General features: G+C 38.5%; 23 protein-coding genes. 19 read left to right on the top strand and 4 right to left on the bottom strand.

The window, feature by feature from the left end; all coding sequences use genetic code 11:
* Positions 1-13 precede the first annotated feature (13 nt).
* The 9 genes from liaX (at position 14) to IGI37_RS11990 (ending at position 7,647) form a co-directional block, all read left to right on the top strand.
* The gene (liaX, locus tag IGI37_RS12030; protein ID WP_438762221.1) at positions 14-1,621 is read left to right on the top strand and encodes a daptomycin-sensing surface protein LiaX; all 1,608 of its coding nucleotides are present in this window, start codon (positions 14-16) and stop codon (positions 1,619-1,621) included.
* 73 nt (positions 1,622-1,694) lie between these two features.
* On the top strand, positions 1,695-2,003 hold the full coding sequence (locus tag IGI37_RS12025) for a PspC domain-containing protein (RefSeq protein WP_438762219.1): 309 nt from the start codon (positions 1,695-1,697) through the stop codon (positions 2,001-2,003).
* Positions 2,003-2,359 carry a phage holin family protein gene (locus IGI37_RS12020; protein WP_438762217.1) on the top strand — a complete coding sequence of 119 codons (357 nt, stop codon included), beginning with the start codon at positions 2,003-2,005 and terminating at the stop codon, positions 2,357-2,359. The genes IGI37_RS12025 and IGI37_RS12020 overlap by 1 nt, the downstream gene beginning before the upstream one ends.
* A gap of 160 nt (positions 2,360-2,519) precedes the next feature.
* On the top strand, positions 2,520-3,455 hold the full coding sequence (gene hprK, locus IGI37_RS12015) for an HPr(Ser) kinase/phosphatase (RefSeq protein ID WP_438762216.1): 936 nt from the start codon (positions 2,520-2,522) through the stop codon (positions 3,453-3,455).
* An 11-nt stretch (positions 3,456-3,466) separates the two neighbouring features.
* The gene (lgt, locus tag IGI37_RS12010) at positions 3,467-4,300 is read left to right on the top strand and encodes a prolipoprotein diacylglyceryl transferase (RefSeq protein WP_438762215.1); all 834 of its coding nucleotides are present in this window, start codon (positions 3,467-3,469) and stop codon (positions 4,298-4,300) included.
* A gap of 62 nt (positions 4,301-4,362) precedes the next feature.
* Complete coding sequence (locus tag IGI37_RS12005; protein WP_438762214.1) at positions 4,363-5,382, top strand: NAD(P)H-dependent glycerol-3-phosphate dehydrogenase; 1,020 nt, start codon at positions 4,363-4,365, stop codon at positions 5,380-5,382.
* A 36-nt stretch (positions 5,383-5,418) separates the two neighbouring features.
* The gene (galU, locus tag IGI37_RS12000; RefSeq protein WP_438762213.1) at positions 5,419-6,339 is read left to right on the top strand and encodes a UTP--glucose-1-phosphate uridylyltransferase GalU; all 921 of its coding nucleotides are present in this window, start codon (positions 5,419-5,421) and stop codon (positions 6,337-6,339) included.
* 291 nt (positions 6,340-6,630) lie between these two features.
* Positions 6,631-7,068, top strand: coding sequence for a DUF948 domain-containing protein (locus tag IGI37_RS11995; RefSeq protein WP_438762211.1), 438 nt, complete (start codon positions 6,631-6,633; stop codon positions 7,066-7,068).
* 18 nt (positions 7,069-7,086) lie between these two features.
* Positions 7,087-7,647: a YtxH domain-containing protein gene (locus IGI37_RS11990; RefSeq protein WP_438762209.1), complete on the top strand. Its 561-nt coding sequence runs from the start codon at positions 7,087-7,089 to the stop codon at positions 7,645-7,647.
* A gap of 132 nt (positions 7,648-7,779) precedes the next feature.
* On the opposite strand, the gene IGI37_RS11985 is transcribed toward IGI37_RS11990, so the two are convergent.
* Entirely contained in the window at positions 7,780-8,883 is a 1,104-nt protein-coding gene (locus IGI37_RS11985) for an aminopeptidase P family protein (protein ID WP_438762208.1), read from the bottom strand.
* 200 nt (positions 8,884-9,083) lie between these two features.
* Between IGI37_RS11985 and ccpA the strand changes: the two genes are divergently transcribed.
* Complete coding sequence (gene ccpA / locus IGI37_RS11980; protein ID WP_438762206.1) at positions 9,084-10,085, top strand: catabolite control protein A; 1,002 nt, start codon at positions 9,084-9,086, stop codon at positions 10,083-10,085.
* 68 nt (positions 10,086-10,153) lie between these two features.
* Here ccpA and IGI37_RS11975 read toward each other — a convergent pair whose 3' ends face one another.
* Positions 10,154-12,607 (bottom strand): transglycosylase domain-containing protein, encoded by a 2,454-nt coding sequence (locus IGI37_RS11975; RefSeq protein WP_438762205.1) that lies wholly within the window; start codon positions 12,605-12,607, stop codon positions 10,154-10,156.
* Between the two features lie 356 nt (positions 12,608-12,963).
* Here IGI37_RS11975 and IGI37_RS11970 point away from each other — a divergent pair, with 356 nt between their 5' ends.
* From IGI37_RS11970 to IGI37_RS11940, 7 genes are all read left to right on the top strand, one after another.
* Positions 12,964-13,872, top strand: a complete 909-nt coding sequence (locus IGI37_RS11970; RefSeq protein ID WP_438763644.1) for an AEC family transporter — start codon at positions 12,964-12,966, stop codon at positions 13,870-13,872.
* Between the two features lie 77 nt (positions 13,873-13,949).
* Positions 13,950-14,840: a deoxyribonuclease IV gene (locus IGI37_RS11965; RefSeq protein ID WP_438762203.1), complete on the top strand. Its 891-nt coding sequence runs from the start codon at positions 13,950-13,952 to the stop codon at positions 14,838-14,840.
* 116 nt (positions 14,841-14,956) lie between these two features.
* Complete coding sequence (locus IGI37_RS11960) at positions 14,957-15,175, top strand: YneF family protein (RefSeq protein ID WP_438762202.1); 219 nt, start codon at positions 14,957-14,959, stop codon at positions 15,173-15,175.
* Positions 15,176-15,335: 160 nt separating this feature from the next.
* The gene (locus tag IGI37_RS11955; protein ID WP_438762200.1) at positions 15,336-17,087 is read left to right on the top strand and encodes an ABC transporter ATP-binding protein; all 1,752 of its coding nucleotides are present in this window, start codon (positions 15,336-15,338) and stop codon (positions 17,085-17,087) included.
* Between the two features lies 1 nt (position 17,088).
* Positions 17,089-18,870, top strand: coding sequence for an ABC transporter ATP-binding protein (locus IGI37_RS11950; protein WP_438762199.1), 1,782 nt, complete (start codon positions 17,089-17,091; stop codon positions 18,868-18,870).
* A gap of 462 nt (positions 18,871-19,332) precedes the next feature.
* Entirely contained in the window at positions 19,333-20,175 is an 843-nt protein-coding gene (gene licT / locus IGI37_RS11945) for a BglG family transcription antiterminator LicT (protein WP_438762198.1), read from the top strand.
* A gap of 136 nt (positions 20,176-20,311) precedes the next feature.
* Positions 20,312-22,219 (top strand): beta-glucoside-specific PTS transporter subunit IIABC, encoded by a 1,908-nt coding sequence (locus IGI37_RS11940; RefSeq protein WP_438762196.1) that lies wholly within the window; start codon positions 20,312-20,314, stop codon positions 22,217-22,219.
* A gap of 91 nt (positions 22,220-22,310) precedes the next feature.
* On the opposite strand, the gene IGI37_RS11935 is transcribed toward IGI37_RS11940, so the two are convergent.
* Positions 22,311-23,231 (bottom strand): MurR/RpiR family transcriptional regulator, encoded by a 921-nt coding sequence (locus tag IGI37_RS11935; RefSeq protein ID WP_438762194.1) that lies wholly within the window; start codon positions 23,229-23,231, stop codon positions 22,311-22,313.
* A gap of 241 nt (positions 23,232-23,472) precedes the next feature.
* On the opposite strand from IGI37_RS11935, the gene IGI37_RS11930 reads away from it, so the two are divergent.
* Positions 23,473-24,906 carry a 6-phospho-beta-glucosidase gene (locus tag IGI37_RS11930; RefSeq protein ID WP_438762193.1) on the top strand — a complete coding sequence of 478 codons (1,434 nt, stop codon included), beginning with the start codon at positions 23,473-23,475 and terminating at the stop codon, positions 24,904-24,906.
* Positions 24,907-25,062: 156 nt separating this feature from the next.
* Positions 25,063-26,532, top strand: a complete 1,470-nt coding sequence (locus IGI37_RS11925) for a glycoside hydrolase family 1 protein (RefSeq protein ID WP_438762191.1) — start codon at positions 25,063-25,065, stop codon at positions 26,530-26,532.
* Positions 26,533-26,575: 43 nt separating this feature from the next.
* Here the strand turns inward: IGI37_RS11925 and IGI37_RS11920 are convergent, their stop codons facing one another.
* Entirely contained in the window at positions 26,576-26,995 is a 420-nt protein-coding gene (locus tag IGI37_RS11920; protein WP_438762190.1) for a type II toxin-antitoxin system death-on-curing family toxin, read from the bottom strand.
* Between the last annotated feature and the right edge of the window lie 4 nt (positions 26,996-26,999).

Raw genomic sequence — 26,999 nt, 5'->3', positions numbered from 1 at the left:
GGAGGCAATTTCCATGAAAGAAAGAGAACGTATTTTAGAATTAGTTAAACAAGGTGTGCTCTCCACTGAGGAAGCATTAGATTTACTTGAATCTATGGCAACTGCAAAAGACGAAAAACACATTGACCAGGCGGCGGACAAGGTGTCTTCCACTAATCAAGACCTAACTAATAAAGCAACAGATCCTTCTACAGAAGATAATGATCAAGTCAATAAGTTAATCGATGCTTTAGAAAATGGTCAAGAGCTGGAAGAGCCTACTCTAGATTTTAAAGATAAAGAACGAGAAGATAAAGAAAACTTAGAAAAAATCCTCGATGATTTAGCAACGGAAGCAAATAAAGCATCTGTTGAACTGGATGAAGTCAATGCTGAAATTCAAGGCATTCGTACAGAAATCAAAGAAAAACAAGAACAGACGATGCAATTAGATACTAAAGAAGAGTTAGGGACCTTGACTGAAGAAGAACTAGAAGCTAGACAAGTTCTTCAAACGGAAACAGAAGCCCTAGAAGATTCTCTAAATGACTTACTAGAAGAAAAGGTCACTTTGGAAGCTGAGCTCAAAAACATCCGTAAAAATCAATGGTCTGAAACAAAAGACTCAATTGGTTCTAAGTTTGACATTCCAGATGATTGGAAAGAACAAGCCAACGATACACTTAGTCAAGTCGGTGAAAAAATGGCAGAAGCAGGCACACAATTAGGAAAATTCCTAAAACAAACATTCCAAACAGTTTCTGAGTCAGTCAATGACAATATGGAATGGAAAGATGTTAGTTTACGAGTACCAGGCATCGCAACAACAAAATTTGAGCATGAGTTCTACTACGAAGCTCCCCAAGCAAGCCTTTTAGATGTTAAAGTGGCTAACGGGAATGTTCAATTCAAAACATGGGATAAAGAAGACGTCAAAGTAGAAGCGAAAATTCGCCTATATGGCAAGATGGATGCAGCAACACCATTTGAAGCGTTCGAACAAAGAAGTCAAATTGAAGTCGATGACGAACGAATTTCATTCCAAATTCCCAACAAACGGATTCGTGCAGACTTAGTGTTCTACTTACCAACACGCACGTATGATCATGTTTCTATCAAATTATTAAACGGAAATATGACCATTGACGAATTGGAAGTAAAAGATGCTTATGCAAAATCAACAAATGGGAATATTCAATTTAATAAAGTGAAGGCTACAATGCTTGAAATCGAAGGCGTCAACGGCAATATTGACGTTCGTGCGAGTGAAATTTTAGATTCAATCATTGAAACAGTTAATGGGACCGTCACACTTGATGATGCCCCACAAAATCTATCTGTTTCTCTAGTTAACGGCGATGTTCGTGTCACAGCGAAAAATCCTGAACTACACAAGATTGAAGCAAGCTCAGTTAACGGAAATGTCAAAGTTGCTTTACCAATAGAAGTTGGTGTTGATGGTTATGCGAAGACAAGTCTTGGTCGCATTAACAGCCGCATGAGCAACTACGAAGTCATTCGTGAAAAGAAAGAACGCACAAACCAAATGCTTCAATTCCGTCGCGTATCTGAAACAAAAATGGCCCAAGTAAGCTTATCTACAACAACAGGCAGTATCTACCTAAAAGATACAGATAAATAAATATTTTTTGAACTAGAGAGGTGCATTCTGCATCTTTCTAGTGTAAAATTTGAAGGGATAGAGGTGAGGAACATTGAGAAAAAAATTAACGAAATCTAATAAAAACGTAGTCCTTACAGGGACATTAGCAGGGATCGCTGAATACTTTGGGATTGATCCAACCATCGTACGTGTCATTTATGTTGCAGCAAGTATGTTCTTAATTGGCAGTCCAATTATCTTATATATTATCATGGCGTTTATCATCCCTTCAGGTCGAACAAGAACCCAGAATTATGGTCATGATAATCCTTATTACCAAAGCAACAATTACCGTGAATCAAACAAAACAACACGCAAACAAGCAGAAAAAATTGATGAGGACGACTGGAGTGATTTCTAATGACTTATTTCCAACGACTAGTCGTTAATTCGTTGACCTTTATCTCATTAGCCGTCCTGTTTCCTAACATGGTGCATGTTCATGGGATTCCAACAGCGATTATCGCAAGCTTTGTTCTTTCCTTGCTGAACATGCTAGTCAAACCAGTGTTAACAATCCTATCTCTACCGTTTACACTGGTAACATTTGGTTTGTTTAGCTTTGTCGTTAATGCGATTATGTTAAAAATGACTTCATTTTTTGTCGGTACAGAACAATTTGGCTTCTCTTCGTTTGGCGCAGCAATTTTGGTCGCTGTGATTATGACATTTGTTAATACGATAGTCAGCGAACATACCATGACCAAATATAAATAATAGTTAAAAGAGGATGGGACAAACTTATAAAGTTTTGTTCCATCCTCTTTTTATCCGAATAAACGGTGGGTACAAAAGCAACTCGGTTATTTCTTTCTAGTATCTTGTTTGGGATAATGATAAAATAGGACAGGAATACTATATGAAATGAGGGACTGTAATGACAGAGATTGTCAAAGTAAGCCAACTAGTCGAAAAGTTATCACTTGAAGTTGTAACTGGAAGCCCAACTAGTTTAGACCGTGACATAGTAACAGGAGATATTTCTCGACCTGGTTTGGAATTAACCGGTTATTTTAATTATTATTCCCATGATCGCTTACAATTATTTGGAAGTAAAGAAACGACTTTCGCTGAACGAATGACACCGGAAGAACGACTGATGGTGATGAGACGGATGTGTAGCCCAGATACTCCTGCGTTTATTATCTCTAGAGGACTTGAAGCTACCAAGGAAATGATTCAAGCAGCTGAAGAATTTGATATAGCCGTTTTACGATCGCCAATTTCAACTTCGCGCTTGTTAGGTGAAATTTCAAGCTACCTAGATAGCCGTTTAGCACCACGCACAAGCATTCATGGCGTTTTGGTAGATGTTTATGGCCTAGGCGTCTTAATCCAAGGAGACAGTGGGATAGGTAAGAGTGAAACTGCTTTAGAATTAATTAAACGAGGGCATCGTTTAATTGCGGATGACCGTGTTGATGTCTATAAACAAGATGAGTTAACTGTTGTCGGTGAACCGCCTAAGATTTTACAGCATTTAATTGAAATTCGCGGAATCGGCATTATTGATGTGATGAATTTGTTTGGGGCAAGTGCGGTTCGTGGCTCGACAGAGGTTCAGCTGACCGTTTACTTAGAGTCTTGGGAAAAAGATAAAAAATATGACCGCTTGGGCTCAGATGATACAACCGTTGAGATTGCAGCAGTGCAAGTACCACAGATTAAAATCCCTGTGAAAACTGGGCGAAATGTCGCTATTATCATTGAAGTAGCTGCCATGAATTTCCGTGCGAAAACGATGGGGTATGATGCAACGAAAACATTTGAGGAACGACTAACCAAACTAATTGAAGAAAATTCAACAAATTAAGGAGTTTTTATATGTTAGCGCAAATTGACCGTGTCGCGTTCGACTTCTTAGGCTTTCCAATTTATTGGTATGCACTTCTAATTGTCTCAGGTATTGCTATTGCCATGTGGTTAAGTAGCCGTGAAGCTGTTCGAGTTGGGTTAAAAAAAGATGATGTGACTGATTTTATGCTTTGGGGGCTACCCATTGCTATTATTGGTGCACGCTTATATTATGTTTTATTTGATATCCAGCTTTATTTAGAAGATCCTATTCAAATTTTCAACATCCGTTCTGGCGGATTAGCAATCTATGGTGGGTTAATTGCTGGGGGGCTGACACTCTACTTTTTCACTAGATATCATTTTATCTCTTTGTGGACGTTTCTTGACATTGCGGCACCAAGTGTAATTCTTGCGCAAGCAATCGGCCGCTGGGGCAACTTTATGAATCACGAAGCTTTTGGGGCAAAGACAACTGAAGCATTTTTAAAAGGCCTACATTTACCACAATTTATTATCGATAATATGTACATCGAGGGCGCCTTCCGTCAGCCAACTTTCTTTTATGAATCAACATGGAACGTGCTTGGGTTCATTCTTCTGATTGTTTTCCGAAAAAAGAACCACTTATTAAAACAAGGCGAAGTTTTTCTTGGTTATATTATCTGGTATAGCTTTGGGCGCTTTTTCATTGAAGGGATGAGAACAGACAGTCTCTATCTTTTCGCTGATATCCGTGTCTCACAAGCGCTATCTGCCGTTTTATTTGTTGGCGCAATCGTTGTTCTTATCTGGCGTCGAAAAAAAGACACAAATTTACAAGACTACGATCGAACCTTAGGAAACAATCAATCGCTGTTATAAATGAAAAGATTCGAATACTGTGGTAAACTAGCAATGCAAAGCTACAGGAGGGGGAGCATTAATTGAAACAAACAATCGCTGTATTAGGCCCAGGTTCATGGGGGACTGCCTTAGCGCAAGTTCTTGCTGAAAATGGCCACGATGTCCGCATTTGGGGCAACAATGAAGCCCAAATTGATGAGATTAATACCTATCATACCAACCGTCATTACCTACCAGATTTAACGATTCCATCATCTATTCGTGGTGAAAAAGAGTTAGAGGTAGCTATCGATGGCGCTGATGCCATACTTTTTGTTGTTCCAACGAAGGCAATTCGTATCGTGGCACAAGAATTTGTAGCAAAAGTGAAAAACAAACCGTTAATCATCCATGCCAGCAAAGGTTTGGAACAAGACTCACACAAACGTATTTCAGAAGTTTTATGTGAAGAGATTCCAGCTGATAAAAGACGTGGTTTGGTTGTTTTATCAGGACCTAGCCATGCAGAAGAGGTTGCTGTTCACGATATTACAACAATTACTGCAGCAAGTGAAGCCGTTGAAGATGCGACTTATGTTCAAAGCCTATTCATGAATGATTATTTTAGAATCTATACAAATACTGATGTCATTGGCGTTGAGATGGGCGCTGCCTTAAAAAATATTATCGCCATTGGAGCAGGAGCGATTCACGGTCTTGGTTTTGGAGATGACGCTAAAGCAGCTATTATGACACGTGGTCTTGCTGAAATTAGCCGTTTAGGAGTAGCTATGGGCGCAGATCCACTAACCTTTATCGGATTAAGTGGTGTGGGTGATTTAATTGTTACCTGTACGAGTGTCCACTCTAGAAACTGGCGAGCTGGAAATCTTCTTGGAAAAGGGCATAACCTACAAGAGGTCTTAGATAACATGGGCATGATTGTTGAAGGAGTCTCTACAACAAAGGCTGCCATCGAGCTTGCTCATCAAGTAAACGTAGAGATGCCCATTACAGAAACCATCTACAGTGTGCTTTATGAAGGAAAAGATATTAAAACCGCAGCAAAAGATATCATGTTACGCGACGGAAAAGTTGAAAATGAATTTTCAATTAGTTAAAAATTTTTTTATTAGTTAACTTAGGAGGCAATACACATGAAAGTCAAAAAAGCAGTCATTCCAGCAGCTGGATTAGGCACTCGTTTTTTACCAGCAACTAAAGCTATGGCCAAGGAAATGTTACCCATTGTTGATAAACCAACCATTCAATTTATCGTTGAGGAGGCCCTTAAATCTGGCATTGAAGACATCTTAATTGTTACAGGAAAAGGCAAACGTCCAATTGAAGATCATTTTGATTCAAATGTAGAATTGGAAACAAATCTTCGCGAAAAAGGTAAGACTGAATTATTGAAGCTTGTTGAAGAAACAACAGATGTTAATCTTCACTTTATTCGCCAATCCCATCCAAAAGGTTTAGGTCACGCCGTTCTTCAAGCACGCGCTTTCGTTGGTAATGAACCATTTGTCGTTATGTTGGGTGATGATTTAATGGAAGATACGATTCCGTTAACCAAACAATTGATTAACGATTACGAACGTACCCATGCTTCAACACTTGCTGTCATGCGTGTACCACATGAAGATACCTCTAAGTATGGAATTATTAACCCTGGTGAAGAAGTTGAAAAAGGCTTATTCAACGTTAAAAACTTTGTTGAAAAACCAAAACCGGAAGAAGCGCCAAGTGATTTAGCGATTATTGGACGTTACTTGTTAACACCTGAGATTTTTGATGTCCTTGAGAATCAAGCGCCAGGTGCCGGAAACGAAATTCAATTAACCGATGCCATTGATACACTAAACAAAACACAACGTGTGTTTGCTCAAGAATTTACTGGAAAACGATACGACGTTGGAGATAAATTTGGCTTTATGAAGACAAGCATCGAATATGGTTTAACACACCCAGAAGTGGGAGAAAATCTAAAACAATATATTATCGACTTAGGTGCTGAGCTTTCTGGTGAACCAACAAAGACTAAAGAAACTGCTCCTAAAAAAGAAAAAAAGTAATACAATAACAAGATAAAGAGGTTAGGGACAGAGCTTTATAAATTATGTCCCTACCTCTTTATCTTATCTATCAAGTTACTCAGTTGAATTGATTAAGAATTCAGATACATAAAAAGCCTTCTTTTATTTCTTTTACGACAGATAGCGGAGTCTGTACTATTTGCAATGGCTCTGTTTTCTAGTACAATAGAGGTAGCAAACTAATTATAATTAGCGCGTGTTTTATTTGTACAAAAAATAGTGAAATGCTATGCTAAGTGTAAGTTTTATATGCAGAAAAGGAGTGTTGGCATGTCAGGTGGAGAAATCGCAGGATTATTAGCAGCACTAGCACTAGTTGTGCTTGTGATCTTTTTAATCCCTGTATTATTACAAGTATCAAAAACGCTTAAGAATGTGGATAATGTTGTATCAGAAGTGAAGACGACCGTTAATGTGGTCACAAATGACGTCGATGTTTTATCTCGTCAAGTGGAGGGGTTACTTGTCAAAAGTAACGAGCTTTTAAACGACGTCAATGGAAAAGTGGCAACTATCGATCCGTTGTTTACGGCCGTCGCCGATTTAAGCGAGAGCGTTTCGGATTTAAACAGCTCAAGTAAGAGTCTATTATCAAAAGTAACTTCTGTTGGTAAAACAACAGCAAAAGCAAGTGTCGCCTCAAAAGTGGGTGGCACAGCTATTAAGTTCTTTAGAAACAACAAATCAACAGAAAAAAATACAAAATAGAGTGGGAGGAAACACAGTATGTCAAAAAAAGGTGGATTTTTATTAGGTGCAGTCATTGGTGGTACGGCAGCCGCTGTAGCAGCCTTGTTATTAGCGCCTAAGTCAGGAAAAGAGTTACGTGAAGACTTAGCAACACATGCAGATGACCTGTTGGATATGGCTTCTGACTACACTGATTATGCCAAAGATAAATCAACAGAGCTTAGCTCAATTGCCAAAGAAAAAGCAACGATTCTTTCTCAACAAGCAGGCGACTTAGCTGGAAATATCAAAGAAAAAACAGCGAGCTCTTTCGATGATGCACATGATATTTCTGATTCAATGCTACACAGATTAAAACAACAATCAGCTGATTTAACTGATCGTTTCAAAAAAACGGCGACTGACTTAAAAGAGGAAACAGATGAATTGTCAGACCTAGCTGAAGAAACTTCTGAAGATATCGTCATCAATGTAAAAGAAACAGCTGAAGAAGCAAAAGGAACGGTTGAAGAGGCTGTTGAAGAAACAAAACCTGTTTTAGATGAAAGTAAAGAAGTAGCAAAAGAAGCTGTAGAAGATAGTAAAGAACAAGTCTAAGATATGATCGACGATACAAAAGAATAGTATAAGAAACCCTCGGGCAGATTGTTTGCTCGAGGGTTTCTACTAAGACCTCCAAGTCAGATATGAATCTTTTTTGAGGCAGTATACAATCATAGCTATCGTCGTTTATTGAATAATTTGTAACTCTTTTGTCGTTTTCGTAAATGATTCACAGCCATCTTCTGTTACGTAGACACAATCTTCAATTCGAACGCCGACTTTTTCAGGAATATAAATACCAGGTTCTAGAGAGAAACACATGCCTTTTTCAATCACCAAATCGTTTCCTTCAACCAAAGAAGGGTACTCATGAACCGTCGTCCCAATTCCATGACCAAGACGATGATTAAAATACTCGCCATAACCGTAGCCTTCAATTACGTCACGCGCAATCTTATCCAATTCACTTGCTTTAACACCTGGTTTCACCGCTTTTTGCGCTTCTAACTGTGCTTCTAAGACAATATTGTAGATTTTTTCTTGGAACTCCGTTGGTTCATGAAACGCAACAGTTCTTGTTGCATCACTACAATAACCATTCCAAACAACACCTAAGTCAAATAATACTAATTCATTTTTAGCAACTGCTTTTTTGCCTGGGTTACCATGAGGACTTGCCGCATTTTCACCGGCCAATATCAGTGTATCAAACGACATAGACATAACACCTTGACGTTTTAATTGATATTCCACTTCTGCAACAAGTTCTTGTTCTGTTACGCCTTCTTTAATCGTTCTAAAGCCAATCTCAAAAGCGACATCTGCCCATGAGCCAGCCTCCATTAGTTTATTTTTTTCTTCCTCTGTCTTAATCAATTGTAAACGTTGAATAAGAGGGGTTAAGTCTGTTGAAAAGTCAGTCTCAGAAAAGGCCTTTTCTAGTTCATTAAAACGATCCAGCGTCAAATTGGCTTTTTCAAGACTCATTGATTGAGGTGTGCCATAACGACTTTCAATTTCTGCTGCAATTTTTTTCCAAGGATTTTCACTATCTAAATAGCCAATCACATCATACGTCCAAGAGCTATTTTGTGCATCTTCTACTTCAAGAGCGGGTGTAAATAAAAAAGGATCACGGTCAGTAGAAACAAAAAGGGCTAGGATTCGTTCATGCGGTTCACTCTCATAGCCGGAAAAGTAAGCAATATGCCCTGGATCACTAATGTAAGCCAAATCGGTCTGATTTTGTTTCATCCAATTCTTTAATTCTGTTAATTTAGTCGCGTTCATTTATTCTCCTTCTTTCTGATAGCGTTTATATCTATTATTGTACCACTATTCGAATCGACACACTAATTGAAATGAATGTAAAATTTTCATGAAAACACAAGTAAAACGGTTGCATTATTTTACAGAAAATGCTATTCTAGTTTAGAAATGTAAATAGCATTTTCAGAAAATGGAATATAAAAATGAATAGGAGAATTTTCATGGAAAAACAAACAATTACAATCTATGATGTTGCTCGTGAAGCAAACGTTTCTATGGCAACTGTTTCTCGTGTTGTTAATGGTAATCCTAACGTGAAGCCTGCCACTCGTAAAAAAGTGTTGGAAGTAATCGATCGTTTGGATTATCGCCCAAATGCTGTCGCTCGTGGTTTAGCAAGTAAAAAAACAACCACTGTTGGTGTCTTGATCCCTGATGTGAGTAATATGTTCTTCGCATCATTAGCACGCGGAATTGACGATGTTGCTACGATGTATAAATACAACATTATTTTAGCAAACTCTGATGGAAACGACCAAAAAGAAGTCAATGTTTTGAACAATTTATTGGCAAAACAAGTGGATGGCGTGATCTTTATGGGGCACCATATCACAGATGAGATTCGTGGCGAATTCTCTCGTTCGAAAACACCAGTTGTCTTGGCTGGTTCAATCGATCCAGACGAACAAGTCGGTAGCGTAAATATTGACTATGCAAGTGCCACAAAAGATGCGACAGACCTACTAGCAAAAAATGGCAACAAAAAAATTGCTTTTGTTAGTGGCGCGCTTATTGATCCAATCAATGGCCAAAGTCGTATGAAGGGATATAAAGAAGCACTTTCTGAAAATGGTTTATCTTACAATGAAGGACTTGTATTTGAGTCAGCTTACAACTTTAGAGACGGTTTAGCATTAACTGATCGCATTAAAAATAGTGGGGCAACTGCCGCTTACGTAACAGATGACGAATTAGCTATTGGAATTTTGGATGGCATGTTAGATGCTGGCGTAAAAGTTCCTGAAGAATTTGAAATCATCACAAGCAACAACTCATTATTGACGGATGTTTCTCGTCCACGTCTATCAAGCGTAACCCAACCTTTATATGATATCGGTGCGGTAGCGATGCGTCTATTGACAAAAATGATGAATAAAGAAGACGTTGAAGAAAAAACAATTATCTTACCTTATGGAATTGATAAAAAAGGCTCAACAAAATAATTGAGAATCACAAAAAAGGAATCAGCGAAAGCTGATTCCTTTTTTGTGATTACTTATTCCTCTACAACTCAATCGTCTTTTGTATCTTTTTTATCCTCAGATTTCTTTTCTGTAGAGCTATTGTTATTTGTTTTTTTCTTTTCTTTTTCTGCCTTCTCGTTATCCGTTTGCTCTTTGGCTTTTTTCGCTTGTTCCGCTTGTCTTTGCTGAGCAGCAATTCTATCCAAGTAAGCTTTCCAGTAAGACGAGTAATCGGCCTCTGTTCCGCCAATTCCGAACTCAAAGGTACTATCAACTGGACCATCCTTCGCCCAAAGAGAAGTGACTTCTTTTCCAGGTGATTGAAGCTTATAGTTTTGATAATCAACAGTTGCTGGAAGAGCACCAGTAAAGTCTGACACTTTGACTTGTTTGACCTCATTAGACAAATTAAACCGCTCGTTAGTTCCAAACACATCGCCGTTTGTCTGATGTACTTTATTAATCACGTAGGCTAGGTAATTCGCCGAACGATCACCGCTACCATCATACATTGGCACATTTGCTTCTCCATGTCCTGACCAGTTACTGATTGTGACTTTCGGCGTAGAGACGACTAGCCATGAATCCGCATAATGATCGGTACTCCCAGTTTTCCCAACCCAATCGGCATTGCCTAAATTCCAATCAAGCCCACTAATCACAGACTTAAACGGGGTCGTGATTTGAGCATCAATCACACTGCGCATCAAATCATTCATAATAGAAGCAGTCGCAGGGGAGAAGACCTTAACAGGTTTGGGCTCGTGCTTGTAAACAACATTGCCTTCATTGTCCTTAATAGACTCGATTAAATAGCCTTCTTGGTATACACCACCATTGGCTAAAGTTTGATAGCCGTTTGTTTGACTCAGTGTGGTTACATCCGTCGTTCCTAAAGGCGCAGCCTCAACTCCCCAGTCATGTGAAGCAGGGTAGTTCATTTTCTTCAAATAGTTATCGTACGCAAACTGATCTGAGCCTGTTTTTTCAATCAAGTTTTGATAAATATGGTACGCAGGAATATTGTTAGACCACTCAAGAGATTCACGAACCGTCTGGAAGGTCTTTGAGCCTGTGTTCGTTGCATTGGCCAACACAGCGCCACCATCTTTATACTTCATCGGATAATCCGCCACACGCGTCTCAGAGCCCATTAATCCTTGATCGATTGCTGGACCATAAACTAATACAGGCTTGATGGAAGAACCCGCTTGTCGGACAGTATCAAACGCATGATTATTTTGGTCCGTATTGTAATCCCGACTACCAATAAAACCTAAAATTTTCCCGGTTTTATTTTCCATCAAGACACTACCTGTTTCAATTCGTGAGCCAGAACCATCATCTAACATATATCCGTAGTCACGGACAGCATCCTGCATCGAATTATAGATGTTTTTATCAATGGTAGATTGAACCGTATAACCACCATTTTCTAATTCCTTTTTGGCCCGGTTTAAATAAGCGGCATAGGTTGCCTCATCTGCAAAATCTTCATCACTGATGCCATCTTTTTTGGCATTTTTCTTTGCAATAGCCTCTTGAGCGGCATCCAACACAGCGTAGTATAAGAAGCCTTGGTCATCTGCTTTCGCTGTTTCTTTCTTTAAAAAGTCCTTAGATAAATCATACGCTTTGGCTTCTTCATATTCTTTTTTAGTAATCGCCTTTTCACGATACATACTGAATAACACGAAGTCCTTTCTTTCTAAGCCGAGTGAGTAATCTTCTTTTAAATCGCCTGTATTGGTATAAGGGCTGTAGACGATTGGACTTTGTGGGAGACCTGCGATAAAGGCTGCCTGGGCTAAATTAACATCTTTGGCATTCACACCAAAAATTCCTTTTGCCGCTTCTTGAACCCCTGCAATGTTTTGGCCTTTGTTGTTTCGACCAAAAGGGGAGACATTTAAATAGGTCGTCACAATCTCATCTTTTGAGAAATACTTTTCAATCTGCATAGATAAAATAATTTCATTGGCTTTTCTCTTAAACGTGGTCTCATTAGATAAGATTTGTTGTTTAACCAATTGCTGGGTTAACGTTGATCCCCCTGACGAACCCATTCCAGTTGCCTCAGATAATAATGCTCGAACCACAGCTTTAGGAACAAACCCGTTGTGCTCTTCAAAATACTCATCTTCTGTATTAATAATGGCTTTTTTGATTAAATCAGAGATATTTTCGGAGCTGATAGCTGTTCGCATTAAATCCGAACGAATGGTGGCAATATTACTATTATCCGCGTAGGTTAACTTGGAGGTTTGCGTAATATTCCCTAAATCACGTGCTAATTCATTTTTGGTAGGCATGTTCGTATCCTCAACCAAATAGGCGAAATAGCCTGTCCCAATTCCCAAGGCCAATGAGCCGCCAAGAATTAACAGAACAACGCCAAAGGTTACTAGAGATTGGATAACTCGTAAAACAATGTTTATCCGAAATAACCATTGATCTTTTTTAGTGTTCCGATTATGCCTTTCATTATCTAATGGGGGCAATGAATTCACCTCGATTTTTTAATTTATACCGTATAATTATAGCAAATAAACAATCATATGAATAGCTTAGTGGGAAAAACACCCTGATTTACCAAGAAAAACTTCCTATTTTGTGGATGTTTTCCCATGATTTTCTTTTATTTGTCCCGTGTTTCAGTTAAAATTAACGGATAATGCATAAATGATAGATAAAAACTTATTAGGTAGAAAGAACCTTAAAATTTTTTTAAGAAAGTGACTGAGGGTCTCAAATGAAGGAACCCCTAGAGAATTCAATAGAAAAAAACTATTTTCTAGTACCACATCCACCTAACTATTCACCTATTTTGGTTTTATAAGAAAGAAGGAAGAGCACAATCAAAACCATTTTGTTTAACGCCTTAGGACTGTTTTTGATTATTCTGATTGGGTACGGCTTAAAACGGTTGAACCTTTTATCAAAAGCAGATGGCAATACCTTATCCAAAATCATTTTAAATGTCACGTTACCTGCCGCAATCGTAGTAAATTTAGCTAGTCTTACCATCCAAGTGAGCTTATTTAGCTTGTTATTCATCGCACTTATCTTAAACTTTTTTATGATTGGCATCGGCGCGTTCTTTTCCAAAAAGAGCTCCGTGACTGAACAAGAATTTATGATGTATAGTGTTTCTGGCTACAATGTCGGGAATTTTACGCTACCGTTTCTCCAAAGCTTTTTACCTGCTGCAGTACCGCTACTTGCGATGTTTGACATGGGCAATAGCATCATGCTAGCCGGAGGAACCACTGTAACAGTCGATAAAATAGTAGGTGAAAAAGCCCCTATATCCCTGGGTGGTATTGTCATCAAGCTGCTCAAATCTGTTCCATTTTCAGCCTATTTGCTGATGTTGATTCTTCGTTCAAGCGGAACTTCATTACCCCAGTCACTCGTTGAAATGTTACAAGTAATCGCAAACGCAAATACCTTTTTATCTATGTTTATGATTGGGTTGTATTTAGAGCTGAAACTCCCAAAAATGAGCTATTCACTTGTCCTAAAAACGTTAGGTCTGCGTTATGCATTTGGCCTTGGCTTATTCGGCCTATTTTACCTGCTACCTATTCCACATGATATGAAGCTCGTCTTATGTTTGTTAAGCGTTGCACCCATTCCGACATTTTCTGTTATTAATAGTGTCAAAGCAGGGATGTCCGAAGAAGTAGTTGGGATTACCTCATCTGCTAGCTTCATCATTGGTTTAGTTTTTATGACAGCAGGCTTACTGATTATCGGTATTTAACGAGCGACAAACAGATTTCTTTAAAAAAAAGCAAATATCTGTTACAAAGAAGAGAGTAAATGAAAAGGAGAAAAAGTATGTTATTAGGATCTCACGTTAGTATGAGCGGTAAAAAAATGTTCCTTGGTGCAGCAGAGGAGGCCGCGAGCTACCAAGCAACGACCTTTATGATTTATACAGGGGCACCACAAAACACACGCAGAAAACCAATTGAAGAAATGAATATTGAAGCTGGGCAACAATTCATGACCGAGCATCACTTATCAAACATCGTGGTTCACGCACCCTATATCATCAATTTAGGTAATACGATAAAACCTGAAAATTTTGGTTTTGCGACTCAATTTTTGCGTGAAGAAATTATGCGCGCGCAAGCTCTAGGTGCGACTCAAATCACACTACATCCAGGAGCCCATGTTGGTGCGGGTGTTGATGCAGGACTAAAACAAATTATTAAGGGTCTCAATGAAGTCTTAACCAAAGAACAAACGGCTCAAATCGCTTTAGAAACAATGGCTGGTAAGGGAACAGAGCTTGGGCGAACCTTTGAAGAATTAGCTACGATTATTGATGGGGTGACGTTAAATGAAAAACTTTCAGTGACCTTTGATACGTGTCATACCAACGATGCGGGCTACAATATTCGAGAAGATTTTGATGGTGTACTAAATGAGTTCGACAAAATTATTGGCTTGGATCGTTTGAAAGTCTTGCATATCAATGATTCAAAAAATCCTCAAGGCTCTCACAAGGATCGTCATGCCAACATCGGCTTTGGAACGATTGGCTTTGATGCTTTGAGTCAAGTCGTTCACCATGAAAAATTAATGGCTTTACCTAAAATTCTTGAAACGCCTTATGTTGGGGCAGATAAGAAAACAGCAAAAGCACCTTATGGCTTTGAAATTGAGATGTTAAAAGCCAAAAAATTTGATCCAAAAGTGCTAGAAAAGATTGAAAACCAATAAATAAAGCGCGTAATCCCAAAAAAGTTTAACTATTTTGGAATTACGCCTTTTCTTTTCTAGCTTTATCTAGTAAAATAATTTCTTGAGAGCAATTCGAGAGGAAAGGAGAGATTTATATGTCAGTAGGAATAGTTGTACTTATCGCGGTTATCGCTTTATTAGTAGGCGCTGTTGGTGGATTCTTCATCGCGCGTAAATATATGCAAGACTATCTTAAGAAAAATCCTCCCGTTAATGAGGAAATGTTACGATCAATGATGGCGTCAATGGGTCAAAAACCCTCTGAAAAGAAAGTACGTCAGATGATGCAACAAATGAAGAACCAAAACAAGTAATCTATTCATTTGTTTGTCGACACATCATATTATTGAAAAAATTACGGGCTGAAATTTCTTTCGGCCTGTTTTTTTGTGTCTTATTTTAGGGAGAATCGGGATAATTGAAGGTACAAACGAGTGATTTACTCTCAAAATGACTCGAGAAAAGGAGGAAAGTATGTCAATATTTAGAAAGTTAGGTTGGTTTTTTAAACAAGAAAGGAAACATTATTTTTATGGTGTCACGGCACTTATCTTAGTTGCGCTCGTTCAATTAGCACCACCCAAAATCATTGGTATCATTATTGATGAAATTGCGAATAAAAATATTTCAATCCAGACGATTGGTCTTTGGATTGCGATACTTATACTGGCAGCAATCGGTCAGTACACGTTTCGTTACATATGGCGAATGAATATTTGGGGAAGTGCTGCACGTTTAGAGAAGGACTTGCGTCGTCAATTATTTGAACATTTTACTCGCATGGATCACGTCTTTTATCAAAAATATCGGACGGGTGATTTAATGGCCCATGCGACCAATGATTTAAATGCAATTCAAAATGTGGCCGGAGCTGGTATTTTAACCTTTGCAGATTCATTAATTACAGGAGGCGCCACGATTATTGCAATGGTTTTGTTCGTTGACTGGCGGCTAACTTTAATCGCCTTGATTCCATTGCCACTATTGGCGGTTACTTCAAGAATCTTAGGCTCTAAACTACATGATGCCTTTCGTGAATCACAAGAAGCTTTTTCGACCATTAACGACAAAGCACAAGAAAGTATCACAGGAATGAAAGTGATTAAAACGTTTGGTCAAGAAAAAGAAGACTTGGCTGACTTTGCGGAAAAAGCTAGCGATGCGATTGTCAAAAACCGCCGAGTGAACTATTTGGATGCCTTATTTGATCCCTTTATCACGTTGATCATTGGTATCTCTTATGCTTTAACGATTATCGTCGGTGGCAATTTCATTATGCAAGGTGAAATTACGATTGGGCAATTGGTTTCTTTTATTAGTTATATTGGTATGCTCGTTTGGCCGATGTTTGCAATTGGCCGTTTGTTTAATGTTTTAGAACGTGGGAATGCAAGCTACGATCGGGTCAATGAACTACTTCATGAGAAAACACATATTGTGGAACGAATAGATGCGATAAAAGAGCCAGCAAAAGGCACACTTACAATGGCTCTAACGGCATTCACTTATCCAAAAGATGAACAGGCGACCCTTAAGGACATTCATTTTTCGATTAATGAAGGGGACACATTAGGCATTGTTGGTAAAACAGGCGCTGGTAAAACCACAATCTTGAAGTTACTTATGCGCGAATATGATAATTACGAAGGAAAGATTACATTTGGTGGCCACGACAATAAGGATTATTCTCTAGATGCACTTATGAAGTCAATCGGCTATGTTCCGCAAGATCATTTCCTATTCTCCATGACAATTAGAGATAATATTCGGTTTGCAAGTCCTGATTTCACACAAGAGGAAGTCGAACAGGCAGCTGATATGGCTTATATTAATGAAGATATTACAGCTTTTCCTGAAGGGTATGACACAATGGTTGGCGAACGGGGCGTCTCTTTATCAGGCGGTCAGAAACAACGACTATCGATTGCTCGTGCACTAATTGTCAACCCAGAACTGTTGATATTAGATGATGCGTTGTCTGCAGTTGATGCAAAAACAGAAGAAGCAATTCTTAAAAACTTAAAAGCGGCAAGAAATGACAAAACAACAATTATTTCTGCACACCGCTTAAGTAGTGTCATGCACGCAAAAGAAATTATCGTCATAGAAGAAGGACGAATTGTTGAACGAGGCTCTCACGACAACCTACTGTTAGCAAATGGTTGGTATAAACGTATGTGGGACAAACAACAACTCGAAGCAAAAATCGAAGGGAGTGAGAGTTAAGATGGAAGAATATAAGTCAGAATGGACCAAATCAATTCCTTTACGCGAACAAAAAACAATTATTAAACGCTTGATGCAATTTGCCAAGCCTTTTCGGACAACTTTTTTTGTTGCTATTTTGTTTGCATTTGTTTTATCCATAATTAATGTGCTGTTGCCAAGAATCATTCAAACCTTTATGGATGATTACTTATCCACACAAACAGCCACAACCCAAGTAATTCTTTACTTTGCAGGACTATATTTGATTGGCGTCATCTTAAAAAGTATCATTTGGTTCTTCCAATGGTTCTTATATTCAATGGCCTCATTAAAAACGTATCAGCATATTCGTGTCAAGCTTTTCGAGAAGCTCCACACGTTAGGTATGCGTTACTTTGACCAAACACCTGCTGGTTCCATCGTTTCTCGTGTCACCAATGATACGGAAACATTATTTGATTTTTGGTATGTCTTTTTAATGGTTTTAACTGGGATTTTTGCAGTTGCTTCTTCCTTTATCGCCATGTTCCAAATCAATACCAAAATTGCCTTGTGGAATCTAGTTTTCTTACCTATTTTGGGTGTTGTTATTTGGTACTATCAAAAATTTAGTTCACGAATTTACCGAAATATGCGGGAGAAGCTGAGTCAGTTAAACACGAAGTTAAATGAATCGATTTCGGGTATGCAAATTATTCAACAATTCCGCCAAGAGAAACGGTTAGAGAGTGAATTTGAAGCAATAAATGATGATTATTTAGGGACGCGCTATTCAATGATCAAAACAGATTCCATACTATTGAGTCCGATTATCAGTTTTTTACATGCGATTGCCATTGCGATGTCTTTGAGCTTGTTTGGCTTTGACGCCTTACATTCACCGATTGAGGTTGGATTAATTTATGCCTTCACCACCTATGTTCAAGGCTTTTTTAATCCAATGTCTCAAATGATGGATTTTCTGAGCGTCTTTACAGATGGAATGGTGGCTGGAAGTCGGATTCTGAAAATTATGGATAACGACGAATACACGCCTCAACAAAATGAACACGCAACAGGTGAAGTGTTAGAAGGGAAGATTGAATTTAAAAATGTCAGCTTTTCTTACGATGGAAAAAACAATGTCTTAAATAATATTTCATTTGTGGCAAATCCAGGTGAAACCGTCGCACTAGTCGGACACACGGGTAGTGGAAAAAGCTCCATCATTAATGTGTTGATGCGCTTTTATGAATTTTATGAAGGGCAAATTTTGATTGATGATACAGACATTCGGGACTTCCCGATTGAGGAGCTTCGCCGAAAAATGGGCCTTGTCTTACAGGATGCCTTTATGTTTTATGGCGATATTGCTGGTAACATTCGAATGCTAAATCCTGAAATTACAGATCACCAAATTAAAGAGGCCGCTAGATTCGTTCAAGCAGATAAGTTTATTGAGACTTTACCAAACGACTATCATGCCAAAGTGATTGAACGTGGTGCAAGTTATTCTAGTGGTCAACGTCAATTAATTTCATTTGCTAGAACGATTGTGACGAACCCCAAAATTCTTGTCTTAGATGAGGCAACAGCTAACATTGATACGGAGACAGAGGGCCTCATTCAAGAGGGCTTAGCCAACATGCGGCAAGGACGAACAACGATTGCGATTGCTCATCGATTGTCAACAATCCGTGATGCGAATCTAATCTTAGTCTTAGATAAGGGGCATATCGTCGAACGCGGCTCACATGACGAGTTATTAGTCAAAGATGGCCTTTATGCCGATATGTATAAACTACAAAATAGTGAAATCTAAGGTTAGGAGAGGATTCAAAAAAGGCTATCCTACCTTAAAAATCCGAGTACACGACGGGCGCAGAAGCCGCTGCTTCTGCGCTTGACCTCAGTATAAAACCAGCGAAAGGACACCTGTTCATTCGCTGGTTTTTTTGATAGAAATTCTACACACAATCGCCGTTACCAATTTTTTTGATCACTCCAAAAAAACTGTCAAAAGGGATGCCTGTTATTTGTTTTCGAGGTGATTCCTTCTTTTCTAATAAAAAACTAAATTAACTCTAATCATATTTCTTTTAAGAAAGCGTTGACATCCAATGAAGACATGTTTATTATAGGGATGTACCCAATATACTGGATGGTGATTGCTCCGTGCAAGCCAAACCTAATTAGTTCATTCTTGGTAGCATTCTACCTATAATGAAGTGATTAGGTTTTTCTTTTTTTCAGATACTGTACAAACACCTTGGAGGGAAAAAAGATGATAATTGAAAAAGTGTTAAATAACAATGTCGTCGTGACAAAAGATGAATCGCAAGCGGAGATTGTTGTTATGGGGAAGGGACTAGCTTTCAACAAAAAACCGGGTGACTTTATCTCAAAAGATAAAATAGATAAAATCTTTAAATTATCTAATCAAGGAATGTCTCAAAAGTTTCAGGAGCTGGCACATGATATTCCCCTTGAATATTTTACGATTGCCGTTCAAATCATTGAATACGCCAAAGAAAAATTGAACAAAACCTTAAATGAATCGATTTATTTATCCTTAACCGATCACCTCTATACAGCGATTGAACGAACCAAAAAGAACATTCAAATGCCCAACGTTTTGCTATGGGATATTAAGCGACTATTCCCTGATGAGTTTGAGATTGGCAAACGAACGGTTGAGAAGATACTAGAGGAATACCATGTTCATCTGTCAGAAGATGAAGCCGGTTTTATCGCCCTCCATATTGTCAACGCACAAACAGAGAATCCCGAGATGGATGACATGTATGCCTACACCAAAACTTTACAGGATATTCTAAATATCGTTCGCTATTATTATAAAATTGATTTGAATGAAGAATCTGTTTATTTTTATCGTTTTACCACGCATTTGCGCTTCTTTTTATCAAGAGTAGTGAATCAAACGCAACACGATGGGGAGGTCGAAGAAGAGCTTCTCTCAATCGTTCAAAAAAAATATGGTACCGCAATGACCTGTGTAGAAAAGATTCAAAGCTATCTGATTGATTCATTTGATTATCACATGTCTAGCGATGAAAAGATGTACTTAGCGATTCACATTGCCCGCTTGGCCGATATGAATCGATAAAATAACTATTAAGGACAAAGGAGGGGCGAAGAACAAAAAAGACCCATAATTTGCGATATCAGAAATGATGTGGCTTTTGGATAGTGACATTCAGTTGGCTAAACCTTCAATCAAAAACAAATTGGAGGAAGAAAAAATGGGAAAATACAATGAATTAGCAAAAAAAATTGTAAAAAATGTCGGTGGAGAAGAAAACATCAACAGCTTAACACACTGTATCACACGCTTACGCTTTAAGCTAAAGGATGAGAGTAAAGCAAACGATGACATCCTGAAAAATATGGATGGTGTCGTGACCGTCATGAAAAGTGGCGGACAATACCAAGTCGTGATTGGAAACCATGTACCCGATGTCTATGCAGATGTTATTGAGGTAGCACATCTATCCGGAGAATCTGAAGAAACACCTTCAGATGGCAATATCTTTAATCGTCTGATTGATATTCTTAGTGGTTGTTTCCAACCGTTCCTTGGCGCGATGGCCGCGGCTGGGATGGTTAAAGGGGTTAATGCACTTTTTGTTTTCTTAAAACTTTATACAAACACTTCAGGAAACTATACGATGTTAAACGGTATCGGCGACGCTGTATTCTTCTTTATGCCTGTTATTTTAGGCTATACAGCCGCTAAAAAATTCCGTCTAAATCCGATGGTTGGGCTTGTGATTGGTGCTGCCCTCTGTTATCCAAGTATTCAAGGTGGCGCATTAAAAGCTGCTTATGAACTAACGGCTGGAGCAGGCGCTGCTGCACCTTATAACTTGTTCAGCTTACCTGCCTATGATACGTTTCTTGGAATTCCATGGGTAGGGGCGAGCTATACAAGTAGTGTTATACCTGTTATCTTCATCATTGCATTTGCTGCTCAAATTCAAAAAATTGCGAAAAAGATCGTGCCTTCTGTTGTACAAACGTTCTTAGTTCCTTTTATCGTCTTCTTGATTGCTTTACCGGTCGGCTTTTTAATCATCGGCCCAATCATTAGCATGTTGACAGAAGTGTTGAGTACAGGATTCCGTTCATTAATGGCCTTCTCACCAGCACTCTATGGCGTCATCTTAGGATTTTTCTGGCAAGTATTGGTTATCTTCGGTCTTCACTGGAGTGTTATCCCACTTGCAATTATGCAAATGCAACAAGATGGTGCAAGCCAAGTTTTAGTTGGTTCTTTCTGTGCCAGCTTTGCCCAAACTGCGGTTGTCCTTGCGATGTACTTCAAACTAAAAGATAAAAAGTTAAAAGCACTTTGCCCGCCAGCAATTATCTCAGGGATTTTCGGGGTAACTGAACCGGCGATTTACGGAATTACTTTACCGAAAAAGAAACCATTTATTTTCTCAATGATTGGCGCAGCAGCTGGCGGTTTTTATTTAATGGCCAATGGTGTTATCTCTTATGTAATGGGTGGTTTAGGAATCTTCGGTGTTGTAAACTTCATTAAAGATGGGGATGCAAGTGGGATGATGAAATCATTTGTTGGGATCATCATCGCAGCTGCTATCGGCTTTTTATTAACGTTTTTCTTCTGGAAGGATGACGCAAAAGAAGAGAGCGAAATGACTGTTTCCTCTGATTCAAAAATTAGTGTGAACAAAGAAATCGTAGCAACACCTGTGCAAGGAACCATCGCCCCATTATCAACATCAAAAGATGCGGCGTTTGCACAAGGGGCTTTAGGAAAAGGTGTCGTTATTCATCCAACAAAAGGCGAAGTAGTCGCGCCGTTTGATGGCACGGTCATGACTCTTTTCCCAACAAAACATGCGATTGGCTTAATTTCTGACCAGGGTCTTGAACTATTGATTCACATTGGTTTAGATACGGTACAGTTGGATGGGAAATATTTTGAGTCATTCGTAAACCAAAATGATCATGTCAAAAAAGGACAGCTTCTTGTTCGTTTTGATATGGAGGCGATTGAAAAAGCTGGTTATAGCATTGAGACACCAATTATCGTCACAAATGCTGCGGACTATCTAGATATTTTAGAATCACAAAACAAAACAATTAGCAGCGGAGAAGAATTAATCACCGCACTCGTGTAAATTCTTAAAGCTAGACTCACACAGACCTGTTTAAAGCCTTCAACTTTCACTGTATTCATGCACAAAGTTGAAGGCTTTGAACTACATTCATTTAATTAGGAATCCAAGAATCTAGCTCATGTAAGACATCTTGAGGATTCTTTTCTCGAATAATTTCTGAGGTGGAGCTTCGATTATCGACCTTTTGAGAAACTTTGAAAACATGGTCAAAGTTTTTGCGGTAGTGCTCCCCAAAGACACAGCTATAAAGAACATCGAGTAAGTAGCAGATTGAATTATTGATAGTAAAGCTACCAATTTTAGAATACAGGCGTTCTCTTGTAGTCATGCGAAGAACACAGTCACTTTTTTCAGCCAATTGGTTGGTCCCAATGCTGGTAAGAGCAATCACGGGAATTTTTCTCTCTTTTAGGACAGCTAAAATTTCTAACATATATCTATTTTCACCGGTATAGCTAATCAAAATGGCACAGCTGTTTTCAGGTAGATTGTAGGTCTCATAAAGACCTTCGCCAAAAGTTGTGCTCACTGAAGCTGATTTACCTAGGCGGCTCATCTTCAAAGCAAAATCTTGAGAGATCAATGTATTGGCATTTCCTCCAAACACTTTGATAGTCTCCGCTCGTAAAAGATATTGTTTGGCTTTTTGCAAATCATCATGATGCAACAGAGACAAGGTGTCATCAATAGTCATTTTTTGAAGGGTGCCAATTTTGGACGCAATCGACATGACGCCATCACTTTGATCAAAAGGGAAATTGGCGTCTATAGACGAAAAGTGACTAGTTAAGTAAGTGATTTCTTCTATATACGCTTCCTTCAATTCTTTCCAGCCTGTGTAGCCCATCTTTTTGGCTATCCGGATTAAGGTGGATGGATGCGTATAGACTTGATTGGCAATCTCTTTAATGGTTTGTTCATGCAAGCCTTCTGTATGTGTTAATAAATAATCGACAACTTGCTGCTCAGAGCTAGAGAAGCTCGTTTGTTGCATTTTTTCTTGAATTAGCATGGAATCCCTCCTCATTTACACGAATTATAATATTTTTGTAAATCAAAAGAAAGCTTCTTTTTTAGAAAAAGACAATAAATTTATCAATTCCAGCTGATTTGTAAATGAAATTTACAAATACATGCGGATAAACCGACTATTTTGCAAATCAATATGTAATTTTAAGAATTGACCTTGTAAAAAGTGTTTACAAGATAGAAAATAAAGTTGTAAATAAAATAAGAGATGGAGTGACCAGAATATGGGATTTAGAAAAGACTTTTTATGGGGCGGCGCAACTGCGGCTAACCAATGCGAAGGCGGCTATAAAGAAGACGGTAGAGGACTTGCGAATGTTGACTTAGCACCAGTTGGACCCGATCGTTTTGCTGTAATTACTGGTGAAAAGAAAATGTTTAACTTTGATGACGAGCATTTCTACCCAGCTCAAGAAGCAATTGATATGTACCATCATTATAAAGAAGACATCGCTTTATTTGGCGAAATGGGCTTTAAAACTTACCGTTTATCTATTGCATGGAGTCGTATTTTCCCATTAGGAGACGAGACTGAACCAAATGAAGAAGGCTTAAAATTTTATGAAGACTTGTTTAAAGAATGTCACAAACACGGAATTGAGCCACTAGTTACCATCACTCACTTTGATTGCCCAATGCATTTAGTTGAAAAATACGGTGCGTGGCGTAGTCGTGAAATGCTTGGTTTCTATGAAAATCTTTGCCGAGCAATCTTCACTCGTTATAAAGGTCTTGTAAAATACTGGTTAACCTTTAATGAAATTAATATGATTCTTCACGCGCCGTTTATGGGGGCTGGTTTGTATTTTGAAGAAGGCGACAATAAAGAACAAATCAAATATCAAGCAGCACACCACGAATTAATGGCTAGTGCAATGGCAACAAAAATCGCACATGAGATTGATCCAGAAAACCAAGTAGGTTGTATGTTAGCAGCTGGTTCAAACTATGCATACACATGTAAACCTGAAGACGTTTTTGCTGCTCGTAAAGCAGATCGAGAAAACTACTTCTTTATCGATGTACAATCACGCGGCGAATATCCTGCCTATGCGTTAAAAGAAATGGAAAGAAAAGGACTTAACGTTGTTATGGAGGAAGGCGACTTAGCATTCCTTAAAGAGCATACCGTTGATTTCATTTCATTCTCTTACTATTCATCACGTGTTGCTACAACAGATCCAAAATTATTAGAACAAACAGCTGGAAACATCTTTGCTTCTGTTAAAAATCCTTATTTAGAAGCAAGCGAATGGGGTTGGCAAATTGACCCTCTAGGTTTGCGTATTACGATGAACGATTTATACGATCGTTACCAAAAACCATTATTTATCGTTGAAAATGGTCTGGGTGCAGTAGATGTTCCTGATGAAAATGGCTATGTTGAAGATGATTACAGAATTAGCTATCTAGCAGAACACATTCAAGCGATGCGTGATGCTGTGGATGAAGATGGCGTTGACCTATTAGGGTACACAACATGGGGCTGTATCGACTTAGTTTCTGCGGGAACAGGCGAAATGAAAAAACGTTACGGCTTTATCTATGTTGATCGCGATAACGATGGGAACGGAACTCTTAAACGTTCGAAGAAAAAATCATTTGATTGGTATAAACAGGTCATTGCTTCAAACGGCCAAGACTTATCAAATAACTAATTAATAGGAAACTATCTGGTTGGTACAGAAGGATTTAACTCCGAGAACCGGATAGGTACTATGTGCTTCATTTATTCGAAAAAAGGAGGGGGATTAATCTTTCTCCTCCTTTTTTCAATTTTAATCAATCTAATTTAGTAAGAGAGGATGACAACAATGAGCTTTCCTAAAAATTTCCTTTGGGGTGGCGCAACTGCGGCTAACCAATATGAAGGCGGTTACCTATCAGGCGGCAAAGGACTTAGCACACTAGACGCGATTACTGGGGGGAGTCACGAAGAACCCAGAATGATTACGTATAAAACAAAAGAAGGCGTAATCGAGCGCGTGACAAGAGAGCAAGCATTACCAGAAGGGGCTGTTGGGTATATCGATGAAAAAACGTACTACCCAAGTCATGTAGCAACTGATTTTTATCATCACTATAAAGAAGATATTGCGCTATTTGCTGAGATGGGCTTCAAATGTTTCCGGATGTCGATTTCATGGGCACGAATTTGTCCAAAAGGTACAAAAGAAGTGAATGAAGAAGGCTTAGATTTTTATGACCGCGTGTTTGATGAATTATTGGCTCACAACATTGAGCCTGTCGTAACTATCAATCACTTTGATATTCCTATGTATTTAGCCGATGAATATGATGGCTGGGCAGATCGCCAAACCATCGACAACTTCATTTTCTTTTGCGAAACCATCTTTAAGCGCTACAAAAAGAAAGTCAACTATTGGATGACCTTCAATGAAATCAATTTCTTAAGAAGCTGGACACAAATCGGCATTCATAAAAATGATGCACAAGCAAAATACCAAGCAGCCCATCATTTGTTTGTTGCTAGTGCCAAAGCAGTCTTGTTAGGAAAAGAAATTAATCCAGACTTTCAAATCGGAATGATGGTAGCTTACATTCCAAGTTATCCACTTTCTTGCCGGCCCGAAGATGTGTTTGAAGCATTACAGTTTAATCGTGAACAAGAATTCTATATTGATGTTCAGGTGAACGGGTACTATCCTGCACACAAAGTGAAACAATTTGAACGTGAAGGCGTGACCATTCAAAAAGAAACCGGCGATGACGAATTGATTGCTCAAGGCACTGTTGATTACATTGGGTTTAGTTACTACATGTCAACTGTTTCTACGGCGAATCCGGACAAGGTAAAATATGTTGGTGGCAATCAAATGCCAGCTGTAAAAAATCCTTATTTGGAAGAATCTGAATGGGGTTGGGGCGTCGATCCTTTAGGTTTGCGGATTGCATTAAGCTCTCTTTATGATCGTTATAATGTTCCCTTATTTGTTGTCGAAAACGGCTTTGGCGCAGTCGATACGATAGAAGCGGATGGCCGTATCCAAGATGATTATCGTATTGATTATTTCCAAAAACATATTGCAGCAATGAATGATGCAATTACCTTAGATGGCGTGGATTTAATCGGCTACACAACATGGGGCTGTATCGATTTAGTTTCTGCAGGGACAGGTGAAATGAAAAAACGTTATGGCTTCATCTATGTTGATATGGATGACAAAGGCCACGGCACACTTAAACGGACAAAGAAAAAATCCTTCGACTGGTACAAACAAGTGATTGCTTCTAATGGCGAAGACTTAGCCAACGAGAAATAAAAAATGTGCTTGAGAAATCTGCTTCGGCAAATTTTTCAAGCACTTATTTTTTTGAAATATACTCTGAATTTTTAAAATATTCTTCGACAAAGCCCTTTAGAGAATCAAAATTATCAGAAGTAAAGCTAAAAGTTGTTACGGTTAAAGTAAATTTGATCCCTTCATCTGTTGGAAAGAAAGTCCTATCCCCGTTGATATCTAAAAAAGAAATCAACACTACCCAAGCAGTTCTTTTATTTGCATTGTTAAAAGGGTATTTTTTTATCAAATTTATAAAAAGAATCGCTGCCTTAACAAAAACAGTTGAATAAAGAACCTCACCAAATACTTCTTGTTTTGGTTGTTCTATGACCCTTTGTAATGCATTAGCGTCTTTCAATCCAACGATTTCTTTAGGCGTAAATTGCGAGATAACCATTGCATTTATTTTGATTACATGTTCTACGGTTAAGTATCTAATCACTACA

Source organism: Enterococcus sp. AZ194 (assembly GCF_051713825.1).
Taxonomy (GTDB): Bacteria; Bacillota; Bacilli; order Lactobacillales; family Enterococcaceae; genus Enterococcus_K.
Note: the sequence above shows the minus strand (reverse complement) of the source record. Positions and strands in the feature narration are given on the sequence as shown.